The sequence below is a fragment of the Paraliobacillus salinarum genome (assembly GCF_014083865.1).
GTDB classification, from domain to species: Bacteria; Bacillota; Bacilli; order Bacillales; family Amphibacillaceae; genus Paraliobacillus; species Paraliobacillus salinarum.
This window is the reverse complement of record NZ_JACEFA010000004.1, coordinates 126,138-144,185: the sequence shown is the minus strand read 5'-3', so window position 1 is coordinate 144,185 and position 18,048 is coordinate 126,138. Positions and strand designations below refer to the sequence as shown.

Here is an 18,048-nt window from a genome sequence, read left to right as displayed (position 1 = left end):
AATGGGATTATCTCAAGGGTTACTAACTGTAGCATATATTATCGCGGGTGTCCTATTTATCCTCAGCTTAGCGGGTCTATCTAAACAAGAAACAGCTAAAAACGGGAACATTTATGGCATGATTGGTATGGTTATTGCCATCGTGGCGACTGTTTTGAGCATAGACCTCGATATGGAAGCGTGGATTTACGTTGTAGTAGCAGTAATGCTTGGTGCGCTAATCGGTGTTTTTTCAGCAACAAAGGTCCAGATGACAGAAATGCCACAGTTGATCGCGGCTTTGAATAGTTTTGTAGGCTTGGCTGCCGTGTTAGTCGGTTATAATAGTTTTATAAAAATATATACACACGTGCCAGTCCGTGATGTTCATTTAAATATTGAGTTAATCGAGGTATATATCGGTGTACTTATTGGTGCAATCACCTTTACGGGCTCTATTGTTGCTTTTGGTAAATTGCATGGCATGATTGGATCGAAATTACTTTCCTATCCTTTCAAGGGAGCAGTGAATGTAATCCTCCTAGTTGGTTCTGTCATTCTTTTCTATTTATTTATTGTCGAAGCAACGTCGCTTAATGCACTTATTTATCTCGTCATCATGACCGTATTAGCTCTGTATCTCGGCTGGCAAATGGTGATGTCCATTGGTGGAGCGGATATGCCAGTTGTTATTTCGGTGTTAAACTCTCTATCTGGATGGGCAGCCGCAGCTGCAGGGTTCTTGCTATCGAATGACCTGTTAATTATTACGGGTGCTTTAGTAGGCTCGTCTGGTTGGATTCTATCTTATGTAATGTGTAAAGGGATGAATCGATCGATCGTTGCTGTTATTGCAGGTGGATTTGGAGATCAAGGTGCAAATGCTACGTCTGCTGGGGAACAAGGTGAACACCGTGAGATAAAAGCAGAAGACGTAGCAGAAATGTTAAAGCAATCAAGCTCTGTTATCATCACACCAGGCTACGGAATGGCTGTCGCACAAGCACAATACCCAATTGCAGAAATGACAAAAAAACTACGTGATCAAGGAGTAGCTGTTCGTTTTGCGATTCATCCAGTTGCAGGTCGTTTGCCTGGTCATATGAACGTACTTTTAGCTGAAGCAAATGTGCCATATGACATTGTGATGGAAATGGATGAAATCAATGATGACTTCCCTGAAACAGATACAGTGCTCGTCATTGGTGCCAACGATACGGTGAATCCAGCAGCACAAGATGACCCAACCGGCCCAATCGCCGGCATGCCAGTTCTGGAAGTATGGAAAGCGAGAAATGTTGTCGTGATGAAACGTTCCATGGGTGTAGGTTATGCTGGTGTCCAAAACCCGTTGTTCTTTAAAGAAAACACAAGTATGTGCTTTGGGGATGCGAAAGTGACTACTGAAGCTATATTGAAATCGATATAAGATACTATGAAAACCCTCGTAGATGTGAAAAATTTCTTTTCATTTATGAGGGTTTTTTATAAGGGGTGCTATTACTCTAGCAAGTAAATATGTGTTTGATTTTTCCAATAGATAATAATTTTACTCAAATTCCATAATCAATAATATTACCTAGTCAGAGGATTATTATAGTGTTTTGTTGAATTATAGATTTAGATAAAAAGTATCGAAAAGAAAACTGAGTCAAGTTAGATATTCTGAAAGCGATGGGGAGAGTGTTATCAGTTTCGTTTTTGACTGGGAGTGCCAATATGGTAATAAGTCTTTTGAGGTGGTAGATATTGAATATGACCTTCAATATGATCTAATAAAGCTGGATGGTGATTGGTATGGGGTAAGATTAAAATAAGAAGGAAGAGATGAATAAATGGACATAGGTTTTGTTATTACATTGATTAATATAATGACACTTATTTTAATAATTAAGGGATTAAAAAAGGGTACAATAAAATTTACTGCTAAAAATATGATATTTGGATTTTTAATAACTATTATAGCTATTAATTTGGTTTTGTTTATAATTATGTAAGAAAAACAAACAAACCTCTCGCCTTAGTAATCCGTAGTAACCCATATAAAAATTCACTTAATTTTGACGGAAGGTGAAAATATGTTACGTCAGAAAATCACTAGGCTTGTTATTATAGTTCTAATCATAGCGTTAAGCTTTTGGTTTTTCATAAACTATATGAAGACCAACGTTCGATATTATCATTTCTTTGAGGACCAGCGAGAGTTGTTTGAAGACGTGAAGGATGGGATCGATCATATAGATAAAAGTAAACTGGAATGGCAAAGGAGTAATCCATGGGGTAGCTTGCTTTATAGTGTTCCAAATATGTTTGATGATGAAGTGCAGCCTAGTTTGCAGGATAAGATTAACCAAATTAATGATTTATTGGGCGGCGAACTAAGCAGGCTAAGGTATTATGAGCGTGATGGGCAGTCCCTCATCATCTTCGTTTTTGATTGGGAACGAGTTGATGGCGATACCTATGATATCGTATATAGTAAAAGTCGGGATGCACTCGAGAGTTATTATAGCAATAGAAATGTTCAATATGATCTAATAAAACTGGATGATGATTGGTATGGAACTAGGATTAGGTGAACTATGTGATAAATGGCTTTTGAAGATGCTTCAGAGCTTACATAATAATCGATGATATAAATGAATTTTATTTATTTAAAAATGTAACTTCTCCCCCTAAGCCAAACGCTCCAATTTCCCCTGCCTCCCCTTTTCTACATTATAACGGCTAAATAAGGAAGCACTAAATGTTATAAATTCAACTGACAGGGTACAGCAGAATAAGGTACATGCTTAACATGAATATGAAGATATAACAAAACACCTACAACACAACGTTTTAGCAGTTTTATTTAAAGGTGAATAGAACGATATTTTGATTAAAAGTGTATCATTTACAGTATCACAAAAAAGCACCCACTTTAATTAGAAGGTGCTTTTTGTATATACTCTCCAACCATCCCATCTCCATCATTATGTCGTATATGAGGGTACAACCAATGCTCACTAGTTATTGGCATTCTCAAACAAGCTGCTTTTGCTTCTTTAATTGTCACCTGTCCATTACCATTAGTATCAATGTTGGAAATATTACGTTCTTCTGTGTGAGAGCTTGCTGAATCGGTAGGCTCACACTTTGTTAAACCGAGTGATTCATTCACTTCTTCAGGAGGAGAACTTATAATACTTATTTATATAGGTCAATTATTTCCCTTGCCCTATCTGTTACTTTATTTATTAAATCCATTGGAAAGATAATTTTCACTTCGTTTCCAAACCCTACTATGAAATTAACAGCTTCATCTTCTGTGTTGAAAGTTAATTCTATATCTGCCCAGTCATTTTTTGTAATCTTTTCATTATTTGTTGTTTGGACGAAACGTCCAGAAAACATAATTCGTTTATAGGCAAAAGGTGACACTTTAACATTAACTCGAAACTTAGGCAGACTGTGCATAAATTGTTTTTTAGATTCCTCCCAATGTTCCGATAAATTAAAATTCAATGGCCTGGTAAAGTGTTCATCCGTTAATACACAATCAATAACTCTATTAATCTTATAGCTGCGAAATTCATCTTGTTTATTCAGTGCTATCACATACCAAGTGCTTGATTTGGCTACTAGTCCAAGTGGCTTAATGATATATTCTTTTACTTCTCCATTTGCTTTTTTGTAATTGATAGTTGCTTTTTTATTGTTCATGACAGCTTCTTTCATTACTTCCATAGCCTTATTCGCTTCAACCTGAGTATTCTTCCACGTGCCCATATCCACATGTATTCTTTCACAAAGCTTCACTACACTTTGTTTGGTTTCTTCTGGAAAAGATAACAGTAACTTATCCCTGATCTTCTTTGAGGAGACACCCATATTCAGATCATTAATTATTTTTTCAGCATGAGGTAAAAATAATGACATCATTTCTTTTTCCTTCAACCAGCTTAATTTTTGTTTCCAGTCATCTACAAGCCTCCACCCTCCCGCTGGGCCACGTTCAGAATAAATTGGGATACCGGCAGCACTTAATGATACCATATCTCTATGTACGGTCCTCTCTGAAACCTCAAGTTCTTTAGATATTTCACGAGTAGATATAATCTCTCCATGCTGTAAAAGAAGTAAAACCTTAATTAACCTTTCAGCTTTCATTTGCTGCTCCCCTAACTTTTTAATTATGACATAAGGTGTCATATATTTAATTTATTATAAGAATACAAGAAAAGAAAGGATGGATATAATATGAATCTAGAAAATCAAACTGCACTTATAGCTGGGGGAACAAGAGGGGCAGGTCGTGCTATGGCAATTAAACTTGGTGAAGCCGGCGCTACTGTCTATGTTACAGGGCGTACGACAAGACAAGAACAATCGCCTATGGAACGAAAAGAAACTATTGAAGAAAGTGCAGAGCTTGTTACTAGGGCAGGAGGAACGGGCATTCCTGTAAAAGTCGACCATACGGATGAATATCAAGTTAAGAATCTTATCCAACAAATCGAAGAAGAACAGAATGGGCAACTAGACATCCTTGTCAATGATATATGGGGAGGTGACCCATTGACCGAATGGGGAAAAGACGTAGCCGAACATGATCTTCAAAAAGGTTTACAGATGCAGCGACAGGCCGTTCAGGCCCATATCATAACCATACATTATGCGTTACCTCTAATGAAGAAAAAAAACAAGGGTCTAGTTGTAGAAATAACCGACGGGATAGATTATGACTATCGAGGGAACTTTTACTACAGTCTTGCGAAAATATCTAACATTCATATGGCAAAGGCATTGGCACAAGACCTTAAGGATTACAATATTACTTCTATAGCATTAACTCCTGGTTTCCTGCGTTCGGAAGCAATGCTTGATACACTTGGTGTTACAGAAGAAAATTGGAGAGAAGGTGTAAAAGTCGACAAACACTTCATTGCCTCTGAAACACCTTTTTATATCGGTGAAGCACTTAAACATCTTGCTTTAGATTCGGAAGTGCATAAGTTTAATGGGAAAACATTAAGCACGTGGGAGCTTTCAGACATCTATGGATTTAAAGACATAGATGGTACCCAACCTCACTGGGGAAATTACTTTAAAGAACATGTAGAGGAATAATTTATTACATTGAAGTCGAATAATGCTAAACAATAGATGCAACTGATAACAATAAAGTCAAAGATTTATTAATAAAGAGGGCTATTGGCGAGTCGTCAGTAGCCCTTTCGCTTAAAATCTCTTTTTTCTGAGGTACTACTTTATTGTGCGAATACTGGGCATTTACCAATGTTAAATAATAATCTTTTGTCCAATTTTAAGTTTGGTTGATTTAATATTTAAATTAACATTGAATAGATCATCAACGCCGATTCCATCAAGACCCTTTGCAATACTCCATTTAGTACCACCTTCATGAATAAAGTACACTCCAATAGGTTTTTCAAAAAAGTAATATCCATATTTTTCTGCTGTTTTAACATAAAAAATAGTGCATAAATCCCCATAAACGTAAGATTCCGCCCGTATAGTATATACACATATGAATTTTTGTGAGGTATATGTAAATCACACTATTTCACGAATGGTACAAGCATGAAAGGAATACGAATAGATGTATGATGAAGTAATCAGATTCATAGAATCAAAAAAACATGATGTGAGGGATTATTGTGACAACGGAGAATGAACGAATTAGTAAATCCTATTATCAAACGATTATAGCTGAAAGTAACAAACAAGGGAACGCAGTCAAGATATTGGGTGACATGTACATAGAAGAAATGCAACAACAGCAGCCTAACCTATCAGCGATTCGCTTCGCCCAAGGAGAAGTTTATTTCTTGAATAAGGATTATGAAGCAGCGATTTTTAAATGGCAGCAGCCACTAGAGGAGGAGCTGATTCCGTGGGCACAGAAGAATATAGCAGATGCCCATATGGAATTAGGATTATTAGAAGATGCAGAAGGGCTTTATAGGCAGGTCAACACGTCATCACTTGCTCTAAAATCAGAAGTCTCATTACAACTGTTATCTTTGTATGTACAACAAGGTAATCAAATAAAGGCTGTTAATACAATTAAAGAAGCCGTTAGGTCGAATCCTGATTATCCCCGTCTAACAGAGATAGCCCAGGCTTATTTAGAGGATATTAACGATTGGGATAATGCGATTGAACTAGCAGTTGGTGAGGCAATTCGAACACAATCAACTTATTGGATTGATGTTTTGTCGGGGTATGCTCAAAAAGGGTTAAATGTTAATCATAGACCAGACTATTTTAATAGTTTGCTGATTGATTTACTGCACATGGATCGTGACCGTTTCGAAAGCTTTACAGAAGTATTATGGGATAGCTACAGGCCAACTCCTTATTATTTAGAGTGGCTAAACGTTATTAATCGGCTTCTTTTTGATTTACAAGATGAATTACCTTTTGAGTGGGAGAAGCTTCCGAATTTGTATCAAGAAGGGTACTTCGATTTAATTAGCGGTGAATTTTTAATAAAGGACATCTCTGCTTTGGTAAATATTCATTTAACAAATTGGTTAGAGATAACTTCCGAATCGGATGCGTTGATTTCATCTACTGCGATACTTGCATGGGATGAAACTGTCCCGTCCATGCTTGATGCCAATCTGATTAATAGAGCGACATACTTGTATAAAAACGCAACACCGAATCGAGAGGCTAGAAAAGATGGTATGAAGCTTTTTGATGCTATCAAAGCTTGGGCAAATGAAGAGGGATTGTTAGATGATTTAACGGAGTATATTGGTCCTATGCTAACGGGCTACAATATGGAATCTACTAGTCCGTCAAAAATTCAGAAAGTAATTAAAGATTCCATAGCGTTTCTTCTGGAACAAAGAATAGAATTGGAAAAAGGCATAGAAGAAGATATTCATTGGAATGAAGCATTACTAGCTAGCTTACAGCATAGTCATCAGCAGATTGGAGCGATGGAGAAGGAAGCGGCTTATGCCATGACGGATGCTTTCCGTAAGATGAAAAATTCCTTAATCCAACGTGTGTTGTCCGATCTACCTAAACAATTACAGGAAAGTTCTAGTATTATTCATGAGGATAGTGATTTCTCTACTATTGATGAAGATTTAAATGAAGAAATGAACAGATGCATTGCGACCTTTATGACAAACTTTGTGAACAATGATGTAAAACACGGCATACAACAGTGGATTGACGGTTGTAAAAGAGGTTTCCGGGAAGATCAGGTAGCATGTGACGAATTAAGTCAGATGATTAATAAGCAATTTGATGAAGAAAAGATTGCCCTGGAGGGTGATTTTAAAGTGCTAGATGATTGGCAAAGAGATTTGGAACGGATAGCTCGCGGACTGCTGCACTTTGAGAAAATAAATGTGTTACGGCGCAATACAGCTTCCCAGCTATTTTTTAAAGGGGCAGGCAAGCTAATCGGTTCCATTTCCAAGAATAATGATATGCTTCATAGTAAATATATAAACTACGTTGAAAACGAGGATTATAGTCAAGTAGCAGAGGAACTAATAACCCCATTCATCCAGCAACTAGAATTCTTTGAGAGGTCTATAGAGTGGGACGTTAACAGGTTCTTCTCCAAACCACAGGATGTATTGAAGCTTGAAATGGAGAAGGTCGAAGGGGATATTGAAAGCTATACACATGTCTTACAAAAGATGCACGAAAAACCTGAAACCTATCGTGATCCACTAACCTTTTTCGAATTGAGACTGTGTCAGTATGAGTTGATGCATACGATTAGTTAGATATAGAAAAATTAAATCGTTAACAGCGATTGTTTTTAGTTAATGATAACAACAGGAGTTTTGTTTTCGATGAGTATGTCTTTTATTAAGAGACATACTCTATTTTTTTGGGAAAATGGAGTAAAGCTCTTGTTGGTCATAAAAAACTATAATGGAAGATGAAAAAAATAGAACATACCAATCAATAAATTATAGCTTTTAGGCGATAGTGTTATAATGCATTTAAGAAAACCATACGAAAAAACAATAAAAAAACTTGACAAATCACTTTACGCATGAGATAGTGAATTTGTAAGATATAATTATATATTTGACGCAGGAGTGTTACTGAGTCTAACAGGCACCACCAAGTCAAATTTAACTAGATTTGAATCTATCATTTCATGGTTACTTTTGATATTGGTGTTTTTTTATTGATTTTATAGGGGTGAATAGTATGTTACAAGTTATAAAGTCACTAAACAACAATATCATATTAGCTGAAAATGATGGTGGAGAAGAATTTATTTTATTTGGAACTGGAATCGGTTTCAAAAAGAAGCCAGGAGATCAAATCGATCAGAAGCAAGCTCAGAAGGTATTTCGTCCGTCTAATGAAGAGAAGACGACTGAACGAATTGAAGGTATCATGCCGGATGTTTTATCGGCGACACAAAAAATTATTACTATGTCTGAAGCTGAATTAGGTAAAAATTTAAATCAGTCATTATTATTTTCTTTAGCAGATCACTTGGATTTTGCGGTGAAAAATATGAATCAAATTAATAACGAGAACCCTCTTCAATGGGAAGTGCCGCATTTATATCACACGGAACATGAGATAGGTAAAAAGGCACTAATTATTGTTGAAAAAGAGCTAGATGTAACACTTCCAGATGCGGAAGCTGCATTTATTGCTCTCCATATTGTGAATGCGCAATTAGAAAACATCACCATAGAAGAAACGGTTCAAGTAACAAGTATTATTAAAAATATAGTTGGCATTGTTCAGCGCTTATTTGAGATTAATTTAAACAAACAGCAGATAACTTATTCGAGGTTTATTACACATTTGCGATATTTTATTGCAAGGAATAACAATAAGAAAAAAGTTGAACAGCTAGGTGAAATGGATAGTAATTTTCGTCAACTCATTCAGTCACAATATATGCGCAGCCATGCTTGTGCACTAATGATTAAGGATATGATAGAAAAAGAGTATAATTGGATCGTCTCAGATGATGAGATTGTGTATCTCGTTATACACATTGAAAGGCTTGTAAGAGAAAACAAAAAATAAATAACTTTCACTTAGGTGTGTTACCAATAGGCATTAACCTAAGCAAACGACTTATTTAAACAAATAAGACGTCTTGCTTAGGTTTTTTTATTGCAATATATTAAATCGACCATTAGAACAACAGTTGATTTGCAAGAGTAAGGCGAAGTAATAGGTTTTTAAAACTGAATAAAGGAGAGGAATGAGTTATGAGTAAGAAGCAAGTTGCAGAGGAAATTGTTAAATTTTCTGGAGGTAAAAGTAACATTATTCAAAATTGGCACTGTATCACAAGATTAAGATTCAATGTAGAAGATGAATCAAAAGTAAGTCTAGATAAGCTTCAAAATATTGAAGGCGTGTTAGGTGCTCAGTTTAAAAGTGGTCAATTACAAGTCATTATTGGACATGGTGTAGAAGATGTTCACAAAGAAGTTAGTTTATTAACTAATAATAATGAGCCAAGTGAGAAAAGAAAAAACAAAGGAAACTTTTTTGAGGGACTTCTTGATGTAATATCAGGTGTTTTCACTCCTATCTTGCCAGCCATTGTTGGGGCTGGGTTGTTAAAAGGTCTATTAGCGCTATTTGTTGCGTTAGGTTTGTTAGATCCGGCATCTTCAAGCTATGAGCTTTTACATTTTATTTCAGACGCAACGTTTTATTTTCTACCTTTCTTATTAGCATTTTCATCTGCTAAAAAGTTTAATGCTGATCCATCAATTGCTGTTTCTTTAGCTGGTATTCTCATGTATCCACAGATCATTGAGTACGCTAACGCAGGAACAGAAAGCTTACTGTTTATGGGGATTCCAGTTCCGATGGCAAGCTATGCATCTTCTGTTTTACCTATTATTCTAACAGTTTGGATATTGAGCTATGTTAATAAATTGTTAGGTAAGATTATTCCTAAATCCTTAAATATTATCTTTATACCATTACTAAGCTTAGTAATTATGGCTCCAATTATGTTAGTCGTTTTAGCTCCAATGGGAATGTATTTAGGATCATACTTAGAATCTATTTTCTCTGCTATGTTCTCATTCTCTAGTTTAGCTGCAGGTTTATTAATGGGAGGATTAATGCCAATTATCGTAATTACAGGTATGCACTATGCCTTCTTCCCAAGTACTTTTGCCAGCTTTGAGCGTTATGGGCATGATGTTATGCTCTTACCAATGAACTTAGTGGCAAACCTTGCTCAAGCAGGTGCTGTTACAGGTGTGCTTTTAAAGACGAAAAACAAACAAACAAAACAAATTTCATTTTCTTCTTTAATACCTGCAGTATTCGGGATTACAGAGCCAGCTATATATGGTGTCACATTAAGATTAAAGAAACCTTTTTATGCTAGTTTGATTGGTGGTGCAACTGGTGGTGCGATATTTGGTGCACTTTCAGTAAAAGCAACTGCATTTACCATTCCAGGAATCATGTCATTGCCGACGTATATCATTTCTGGAACGAACAACTTAATATTTGCTTTAATTGGAGTTGCTGTGAGTTTTACGGTGGCCCTAATAGTAACGATAGTGTTAGGTTTCAATGACGAAGATTCAAAAAAAGAAACATCACAAAAGGAAAGTGAAGAAATCATAGAGCAACAACAAAAGAAGCCACTTGAGATCTCATCTCCGCTGTCAGGAGAAGTGGTTGCTTTATCCGAAGTTCCAGATGAGACATTTGCATCTGAAAAAGTTGGAAAAGGAGTAGCGATCCAACCATCTGAAGGAGTCATTTATGCACCTTTTACTGGTAAAATCGTTGCTATCCCTCCTACGAAGCATGCTGTTGGCATACTCTCTGAAAATGGAACCGAGCTTCTTGTGCACGTTGGCATTGATACTGTCGATTTGAAAGGGCGAGGCTTTAAGGTACTTGTAGAAAAAGATCAGCAAGTTACCAAGGGAGATAAGTTAATTGAGTTTGATTTAGATTATTTAAAAAGTGAAGGGATTTCTACTTTAACACCTGTTATCGTAGCAAACTCTCCTGAGTATTTAGAAGTTTTACCTAGTGGTGTAAAGGAAGTTAACGCTTGTGATCAAAATTTACTTGTTTTAATCAAGTAGGTTTAGACAAATATACATTATTACAATTATTATAGGAGGAATTTTAAATGAACAAAAACAATAAAGGCTTTCCAAAAGACTTTCTTTGGGGAGGCGCGACTGCTGCGAACCAGATAGAAGGAGCATATTTGACAGATGGAAAGGGATTATCAACATCAGATTTTGCGGCATACAAAGATCCATACGCAAAGGGAAAAGTAGATAACTTTACATTTAACGTTAGCTCAGAGGAGCTCAAAGCTTACAAAGAGAATCCAGATGATTATTTATTTCCAAAGCGTTGGGGAATTGATTTTTATAATCGTTATAAAGAAGATATTGCTTTATTTGCCGAGATGGGATTTAAAACATTTAGACTTTCTATTTCATGGGCGCGAATTTTCCCAACAGGCTTAGAGGATGAGCCGAATGAACAGGGATTAGAATTTTACGATAAGGTATTTGATGAATGTAAAAAATACGGCATCGAGCCATTAGTAACGATGTCACACTACGAGATGCCAATCACGCTTACAGAAAAATACAACGGTTGGGTTAGCAGACAGTTAATCCCGTTGTTCGAAAAATTTGCTCGTGTTATTTTAAATCGCTATAAAGACAAAGTGAAATATTGGATTACTTTTAATGAAATGAATATGAATCTAAATAGCTTATACACAGGAGCGGGTGTGCTAGCTGATTTAGTTGATGATCCTTTAGAGGCAGCTTATCAAGCTTCCCATAACCAGTTTTTAGCTAGTGCATTAGCTGTTAAAGCAATGAAAGAGATCATTCCAGATGGCAAGATTGGTTGTATGATTAACCAAATCGAATCTTATGCCTTAACAACAAAGCCTGAAGATCAGCTACAAGCTCTAAAATCAAATCAACTGAATTATTTCTATCCAGATGTGCAAGTAAGAGGAGAATATCCTACTTATATGACACGTTATTTTGAAGATAATAATATTAACGTTGAAATGGAAGAAGGCGATGCTGAGATCTTGAAGGAAGGAAAGGTCGATTATGTAGCAATTAGTTACTACATGTCTCACGTGACAGAAGCGAGAGAAGATGCTTCTAAGCTTGCGGGTACCTTTGATAGTCCTATCAAAAATGAACACTTAGAGTTAACGCAATGGGATTGGCCGATTGACCCAATTGGATTACGTATTTCACTAATCAAGCTTTATGATCGCTATGAGATTCCTTTATTTGTGTGTGAAAATGGACTTGGAGCGAAAGATGAATTAACAGCAGATGGTAAAGTGCATGATGATTATCGAATTGATTATCTAGAAAAGCATGTTATTCAGATGAAAGAAGCGATTAAAGACGGCGTTGATTTGATGGGTTATACAACTTGGGGATGTATCGACTTAGTTAGCTGTGGTACTTCTCAAATGACTAAACGTTACGGATTTATCTACGTAGACCAAGATGACAAAGGTGAAGGAAGCTTGGAACGTTATAGAAAAGATTCATTCCACTGGTACAAAGAAGTTATTGCAACTAATGGAGAAAAATTATAAGTTAGCAATCTAATGATGACTGAAATACGTCTCGTTGTTTGCTTGCATGATTAAAAGACACTTATTTTTAAGCGAGTTATCAAATTTCAAAGCTTAACCGGGAGGGAGCTATCCTTCCTGGTTAAGCTAAAATATATGACGTGAACGATTTGACCGGAGAGGAATGCATTGCAGCTAGCAATTTCTTCTCCAGTCATTTTTGTTATTATTTCAAGGTTTGACCCCATCTTTATATGACTTTCTAAAAATTACTAAATAAAAGTTACTTAGCTAACTATTTACTTTTTAAAAGAACGGTGCTAAGATCTATTTATATGTTAAATACTTCACAAACTTTATTAGGAGGAACAAAATTATGTTGACTACATTTAAAGCAGTTACGAAAAAATTACCAGAGGGCCTTCAAGTTGAATGTAATTCCAGAGGATTTAAAATTTTTGCAGATGAACCAGAGGATTTAGGCGGAACGGATAAAGCAATGAATCCTGTTGAAATAGTATTATGTGCACTAGGTGCTTGCCAATCTATCGTTGCAAGTGCATTTGCCGAAGCGCATGATTTTTCTTTTGAAGAATTTCATGTTGAATTGGAAGGCGATTTAGATCCGGATGGTTTCATGGGACTTGCTGATGTAAGACCAGGCTTTCAAGAAATTCGTTTTTCTATGCATTTTAAAACGAACGAATCTCAAGAAAAAGCAGAAGCCTTCGCGGAATTCATTGAGAAGGTGTGTCCAGTAGGAGATTGTCTTGCAAACGGTGTGAAATTAGTACAATCAGGCGTAGTTAGATATTAATTCTTAGACAAGAAGGGGCCTACATAACCCCTTCTTATACAATTGAGGAGAATAACGATGCAAATTAAGATGTCTTTAATTCCAGGTGGGAAAAAGGGAATAGTCGGAGAAATTCATGTTTCTAATGGTAGCCAGGTGTTAGCTGGTGATATCGTAATGGAAGTTGAAACGAGTAAAGGCAATCGCCAAATTAGTGCCACTGAAAATGGAGTCATTACTCACATACTTGTTGAAGAAGGAAGTGAGGTTTCCTCAAATCAAGTGCTTCTAGAAATGGAGCCAATCGAAGCGAATAACACAGAAGCTAAACTCGACCAGCAAGTAACAAACGAGGAAGAAACAACGAATGAAATGGATGTGGACTTACTCATTATTGGTGCTGGACCAGGTGGATATGTTTCTGCGATTTATGCAGCGAAAAAAGGGCTTCGTGTCGCTTTAGTAGAAAAAGAAGAGACATTAGGAGGCACCTGCTTAAATGTAGGATGTATACCTACGAAGTCTCTCGTTAAATCTTCAGAGATTTGCCATAGCGTGAAGCATAGTGCTTTGTTTGGAATCGAAACAGGCTCAAGTCTTCAAGTAAATATGAAGCAGATTATTCGTCGTAAGGAAGAAGTAGTGGATCAACTCGTATCTGGTATTGCCTTCTTAATGGACAAGAACGATATCCAGGTAATCCGTGGGAATGCATCCTTCCTTTCTGAAGACAAAGTCGGTGTAACTGGTGAAAAGACCTACGAAATTTCCGCAAAGGATATCATCATAGCGACAGGTTCAAAAATTTCTAAGGTGAATATTCCAGGTATTGACCTACCATTTGTCATGAACAGCACAGATGCTCTATCTAATACGGAATTACCAAAGAGTATTACGATCATCGGTGGTGGCGTCATCGGTATGGAATTTGCTTTTCTTTACCGTAACCTTGGCGTTGAGGTGCACGTGGTAGAATTTATGGACCGTCTTCTTAACATGCTAGACAGTGATGTAACAGAAGCGCTTGAACAACAAGCACAGCAGGCAGGAATCCATGTTCATACTGGAGCAAAAGTATCTAAAATTCAACAAGCGAATAATGGACAAGCCGTTGTAACCTATGTGACAGCTAGTGGAGAAGAGCTATTAGTGAGCGAAAAAGTTCTCGTTGCGATCGGTCGTGAACCAAATATAGATGGGCTGGATCTTGATAAGGCTGGGGTTCAGTTAAATGAGCAGGGCAAAGGGATTGCAGTTGATAAACAGATGCGAACAAATGTGGCGCACATCTACGCAATTGGTGATGTGACTAACATTATGCAACTTGCTCATGTCGCATCACACCAAGGTATTAATGCTGTCGATACAATACTTGGAGAAAAAGCAGAAATGGATTATACTGCTGTACCTAATGTTATTTTTACCTCTCCGGAAATTGCTAGCGTAGGACTGGAGGAATATGAATGTAAGGAGCAAGGAATCGATTATCGTGTAAGTAAGGTGTCGTTTTCTAGTAATGGTAAAGCACTAACAATGAATGAGCCGAATGGCTTTATTAAACTGATAAAAGATAATCCATCTGGAAAGATTGTTGGGGGTTCCATTATAGGCCCAGATGCTTCTTCTTTAATTAGTAGCCTCACGCTTGCGATCGCAAATGACCTTACCGAACAGCAAATTACGGAAACTATTTTTGCACACCCAACTACTGCTGAAGTAATTCACGAAGCGGCAATGGGATTAAGTATCGGAGCGCTGCACGAAGCATAGGTTAAACTTCAATTAAAAGAAATGCCAAGAACGAGTACTTTAGTAATTTTATCCTGAGTAATAGGAAAAGAGATTGTTCGATGAAATATAATACGTATCCAAATTGAAGCATTTTTCAGCATCTACACTAATTATTTGCTATAATAGTGAGATGGAAAATAACACCGAAAAAAAGTTAAGAATGGTTGGTGCTTATATTGTTTAATTTGGATGACTGTCTTGCCTGCATTACAAACAAGAGTTCAAAACTATTTGAAGAAGCCCTAGACAACGAATTTAGGCCGTATCATATAACAAGAAGTCAGTGGACTGCGATGTATTATATATATAATAATGAACGTATTACACAGAAAGAACTGGCAGACAAAATGAGCATCAAAGAACCAAGCGTTGTCAGACTCATTCAAAAGATGGAATCAGAGGGCTTTTTGTACCGTTTAGAATCCGTTAAAGATAAGCGAATTAAACAACTAGAGTTGAGTCCTAAGGGAGAAAAAGGGTATCACGAATTACTTCCTATTGCCGAGAATTTTAAAAATTACGTCGTCGAAGGTATTCCTGAAGAGGATCTTGAAATCTTCAAACAAGTATTGGAGACAATGACTAAGAATGCTGTGAAAGAGTGAAAACGGTCGATTTGTTGTATGGGTGATTTTATATGGACATAGTAAGGATAGAACTTACTTGATAAAATAATATAAATATATTGAGAGGGTTCACTATTCATAGGTGAAGCCTCTCTTTTTTATTTATTGCGACCGAATATCCTATGTTCAAACATTAAGCTAAATCTACCAAACATAAGAATTAAAAGTCACAAAATAATAGAATGATATGTTTTTATATCCAATAAAATGGTACAATTTACTATGATGAATAAGTTTAATAATAAATAAAATTACCTAGATGGTATTTATCCAAAAATTAAAAACCGTATTCACCGTTACATAAACAACTACATCAATTCAGACAAACGGAGTTGAAGAGCATGATTGTATACGAATCTACTAAGACAGACTTTCTTGATGACGTATTTAATGATGAACTAGTAAACAATATTACTAAAAACTACACTGAAAAGATTGGGAAAATTAATGAGAGAGAAGTACGATCTTGGGACAACTCTATGCAATATATGTATAGAGTATTAAGTGATCGCGAAATTCCTGATGAAGCTGGTGTTGCAATAGAATTTAAAATCCCACATACATCAAGAAGAGTAGATTTTATTATTAGTGGAAGAAATAAAGAGAAAAATTCAATTATCATTCTGGAATTGAAACAGTGGGAAGCCGTAGAGAAAGTAGAGGGAAAGGAAGCTATTGTAAAAACGTATTTAAACAAAGGGATTAGAGAAACAACTCATCCATCCTATCAAGCTTCATCCTATGCTTCGCTTATTAAAGACTATAATGAAAATGCACAGAAGGAGGAAATGCAACTTTATCCTTGTGCGTATTTACATAATTATATCACTCAAAAAGATGATCCTCTATCTGATAATATCTACAGCTTCTATATTGAACAGGCTCCGATATTTGTTAAAGGCGATTCTCAAAAACTACGTAACTTTATTAAACGCTATATTACTGTAGGGGATAACAAAGAAAACCTGTATAAAATTGAAAAAGGAAAAATTAGACCATCCAAGTCCCTGCAAGATGCTCTAAATCAAATGTTAAAAGGTAATCAAGAGTTTATTATGATTGATGATCAAAAGGTTGTGTATGAACAAGCTATATATATGGCCGAAAAAGCTGTTCGTACAGGAACTAAGCAAGTATTAGTTATAAATGGTGGTCCTGGCACAGGTAAGTCTGTATTAGCAATAAATTTACTAGTAGAGCTAACAAAGCGACATATGGTGAGTCAATATGTTACAAAAAACGTTGCGCTAAGGCATGTATATTCCACTAAACTAAAGCGAGATTTTCGCAAAGGGTATATTGAAAACCTTTTTAAGGGTTCTGGTAGCTATATTGACGCTCCAAAAGATGAGTTTGATGCGCTGATTGTTGATGAAACGCATCGATTAAACGAGAAATCAGGAATGTTTCAAAACTTGGGAGAAAATCAAACAAAGGGAATTATTAATGCATCGAAGTTTTCAATCTTTTTCATAGATGAAAGACAGAAGGTAACGATTAACGATGTTGGTAGCCCGAACCAAATTAAAAAATTTGCAAAAGAGAATAACGCAAATATTGAGGTGATGCATTTGGAATCACAGTTTAGATGTAATGGATCAGACGGTTATTTAGCTTGGCTTGATGATGTACTACAAATAAGAGAGACAGTCAACAGTCAGTACATGGCTACACAATATGATTTCCGTGTATTCGATGATCCGAATGAGCTTAAGTCAGAGATATAGAGATTAAACGAGAACAATAATAAATCAAGGATGGTTGCGGGATACTGTTGGAATTGGGACAAAAAAGGAAGAGAAAAACCTGATTATGTTGACATTGTTATACCGGAGCATAACTTTAGAATGAGCTGGAACCTTGGTAATACAGCCACATGGGCAATAGACAAAGATTCTATAAATGAGGATGGTTGTATTCGCACATGCCAGGGACTTGAATTCGATTATGTCGGTGTTATTATTGGTGATGATTTAAGTTGTGTTGATGAGAAATTAATTATCGATTATACGAAAAGAGCCAAAACAGATAGAGCGTTATTTGGTATTAAGAAGATGTTTAAAGAAAACCCAGAGGAAGCTGCAAAAACCGCTGACGAAGTGATTCGAAATACTTATAGAACGTTAATGACTAGAGGACAAAAAGGTTGCTATATATATTGTATCGATGAAGAATTAGCCACTTATTTTGAAAAGAGATTGGAGCATATAAATAGAAATTATTAAAATAATGAATTCTTTACTAATTGGGGAGAAGTTGCTAAGTCGGAGGGTGGA

The 18,048-nt window shown here is 36.2% G+C and carries 11 protein-coding genes and 2 pseudogenes; 11 read left to right on the top strand and 2 right to left on the bottom strand.

Annotated elements, in window-relative coordinates; genetic code table 11:
• Nucleotide 1: 1 nt before the first annotated feature.
• Entirely contained in the window at nucleotides 2–1,408 is a 1,407-nt protein-coding gene (pntB, locus tag HP569_RS06135) for a Re/Si-specific NAD(P)(+) transhydrogenase subunit beta (RefSeq protein ID WP_182200279.1), read from the top strand.
• 727 nt (nucleotides 1,409–2,135) lie between these two features.
• Entirely contained in the window at nucleotides 2,136–2,558 is a 423-nt protein-coding gene (locus tag HP569_RS06130) for a hypothetical protein (protein WP_182200278.1), read from the top strand.
• A gap of 341 nt (nucleotides 2,559–2,899) precedes the next feature.
• On the opposite strand, the pseudogene HP569_RS06125 reads toward HP569_RS06130, so the two are convergent.
• Together HP569_RS06125 and HP569_RS06120 are read right to left on the bottom strand one after the other, a co-directional pair.
• Nucleotides 2,900–3,148, bottom strand: a pseudogene (locus tag HP569_RS06125) (DNA/RNA non-specific endonuclease); the annotation flags it as partial.
• Nucleotides 3,149–3,165: 17 nt separating this feature from the next.
• The gene (locus tag HP569_RS06120; protein WP_182200276.1) at nucleotides 3,166–4,128 is read right to left on the bottom strand and encodes a helix-turn-helix transcriptional regulator; all 963 of its coding nucleotides are present in this window, start codon (nucleotides 4,126–4,128) and stop codon (nucleotides 3,166–3,168) included.
• A 90-nt stretch (nucleotides 4,129–4,218) separates the two neighbouring features.
• Between HP569_RS06120 and HP569_RS06115 the strand changes: the two genes are divergently transcribed.
• The 9 genes and pseudogenes from HP569_RS06115 to HP569_RS06070 all read left to right on the top strand — a co-directional run bounded on the left by HP569_RS06115 (nucleotide 4,219) and on the right by HP569_RS06070 (nucleotide 17,997).
• Entirely contained in the window at nucleotides 4,219–5,088 is an 870-nt protein-coding gene (locus tag HP569_RS06115) for an SDR family oxidoreductase (protein WP_182200275.1), read from the top strand.
• Nucleotides 5,089–5,639: 551 nt separating this feature from the next.
• The gene (locus tag HP569_RS06105) at nucleotides 5,640–7,739 is read left to right on the top strand and encodes a tetratricopeptide repeat protein (protein WP_182200273.1); all 2,100 of its coding nucleotides are present in this window, start codon (nucleotides 5,640–5,642) and stop codon (nucleotides 7,737–7,739) included.
• Nucleotides 7,740–8,175: 436 nt separating this feature from the next.
• A complete protein-coding gene (locus tag HP569_RS06100) occupies nucleotides 8,176–9,018 on the top strand; it encodes a PRD domain-containing protein (protein WP_182200272.1) in 843 nt (280 codons plus the stop codon).
• A gap of 188 nt (nucleotides 9,019–9,206) precedes the next feature.
• Nucleotides 9,207–11,069 (top strand): beta-glucoside-specific PTS transporter subunit IIABC, encoded by a 1,863-nt coding sequence (locus HP569_RS06095; RefSeq protein ID WP_182200271.1) that lies wholly within the window; start codon nucleotides 9,207–9,209, stop codon nucleotides 11,067–11,069.
• Between the two features lie 47 nt (nucleotides 11,070–11,116).
• Nucleotides 11,117–12,580 carry a glycoside hydrolase family 1 protein gene (locus tag HP569_RS06090; protein WP_182200270.1) on the top strand — a complete coding sequence of 488 codons (1,464 nt, stop codon included), beginning with the start codon at nucleotides 11,117–11,119 and terminating at the stop codon, nucleotides 12,578–12,580.
• A 355-nt stretch (nucleotides 12,581–12,935) separates the two neighbouring features.
• On the top strand, nucleotides 12,936–13,376 hold the full coding sequence (locus HP569_RS06085; protein WP_182200269.1) for an OsmC family protein: 441 nt from the start codon (nucleotides 12,936–12,938) through the stop codon (nucleotides 13,374–13,376).
• Between the two features lie 57 nt (nucleotides 13,377–13,433).
• Complete coding sequence (gene lpdA / locus HP569_RS06080; protein WP_182200268.1) at nucleotides 13,434–15,125, top strand: dihydrolipoyl dehydrogenase; 1,692 nt, start codon at nucleotides 13,434–13,436, stop codon at nucleotides 15,123–15,125.
• 188 nt (nucleotides 15,126–15,313) lie between these two features.
• Nucleotides 15,314–15,751 (top strand): MarR family winged helix-turn-helix transcriptional regulator, encoded by a 438-nt coding sequence (locus HP569_RS06075; protein ID WP_281366443.1) that lies wholly within the window; start codon nucleotides 15,314–15,316, stop codon nucleotides 15,749–15,751.
• A 362-nt stretch (nucleotides 15,752–16,113) separates the two neighbouring features.
• Nucleotides 16,114–17,997, top strand: a pseudogene (locus HP569_RS06070) (DNA/RNA helicase domain-containing protein).
• The last annotated feature ends 51 nt before the right edge of the window (nucleotides 17,998–18,048 follow it).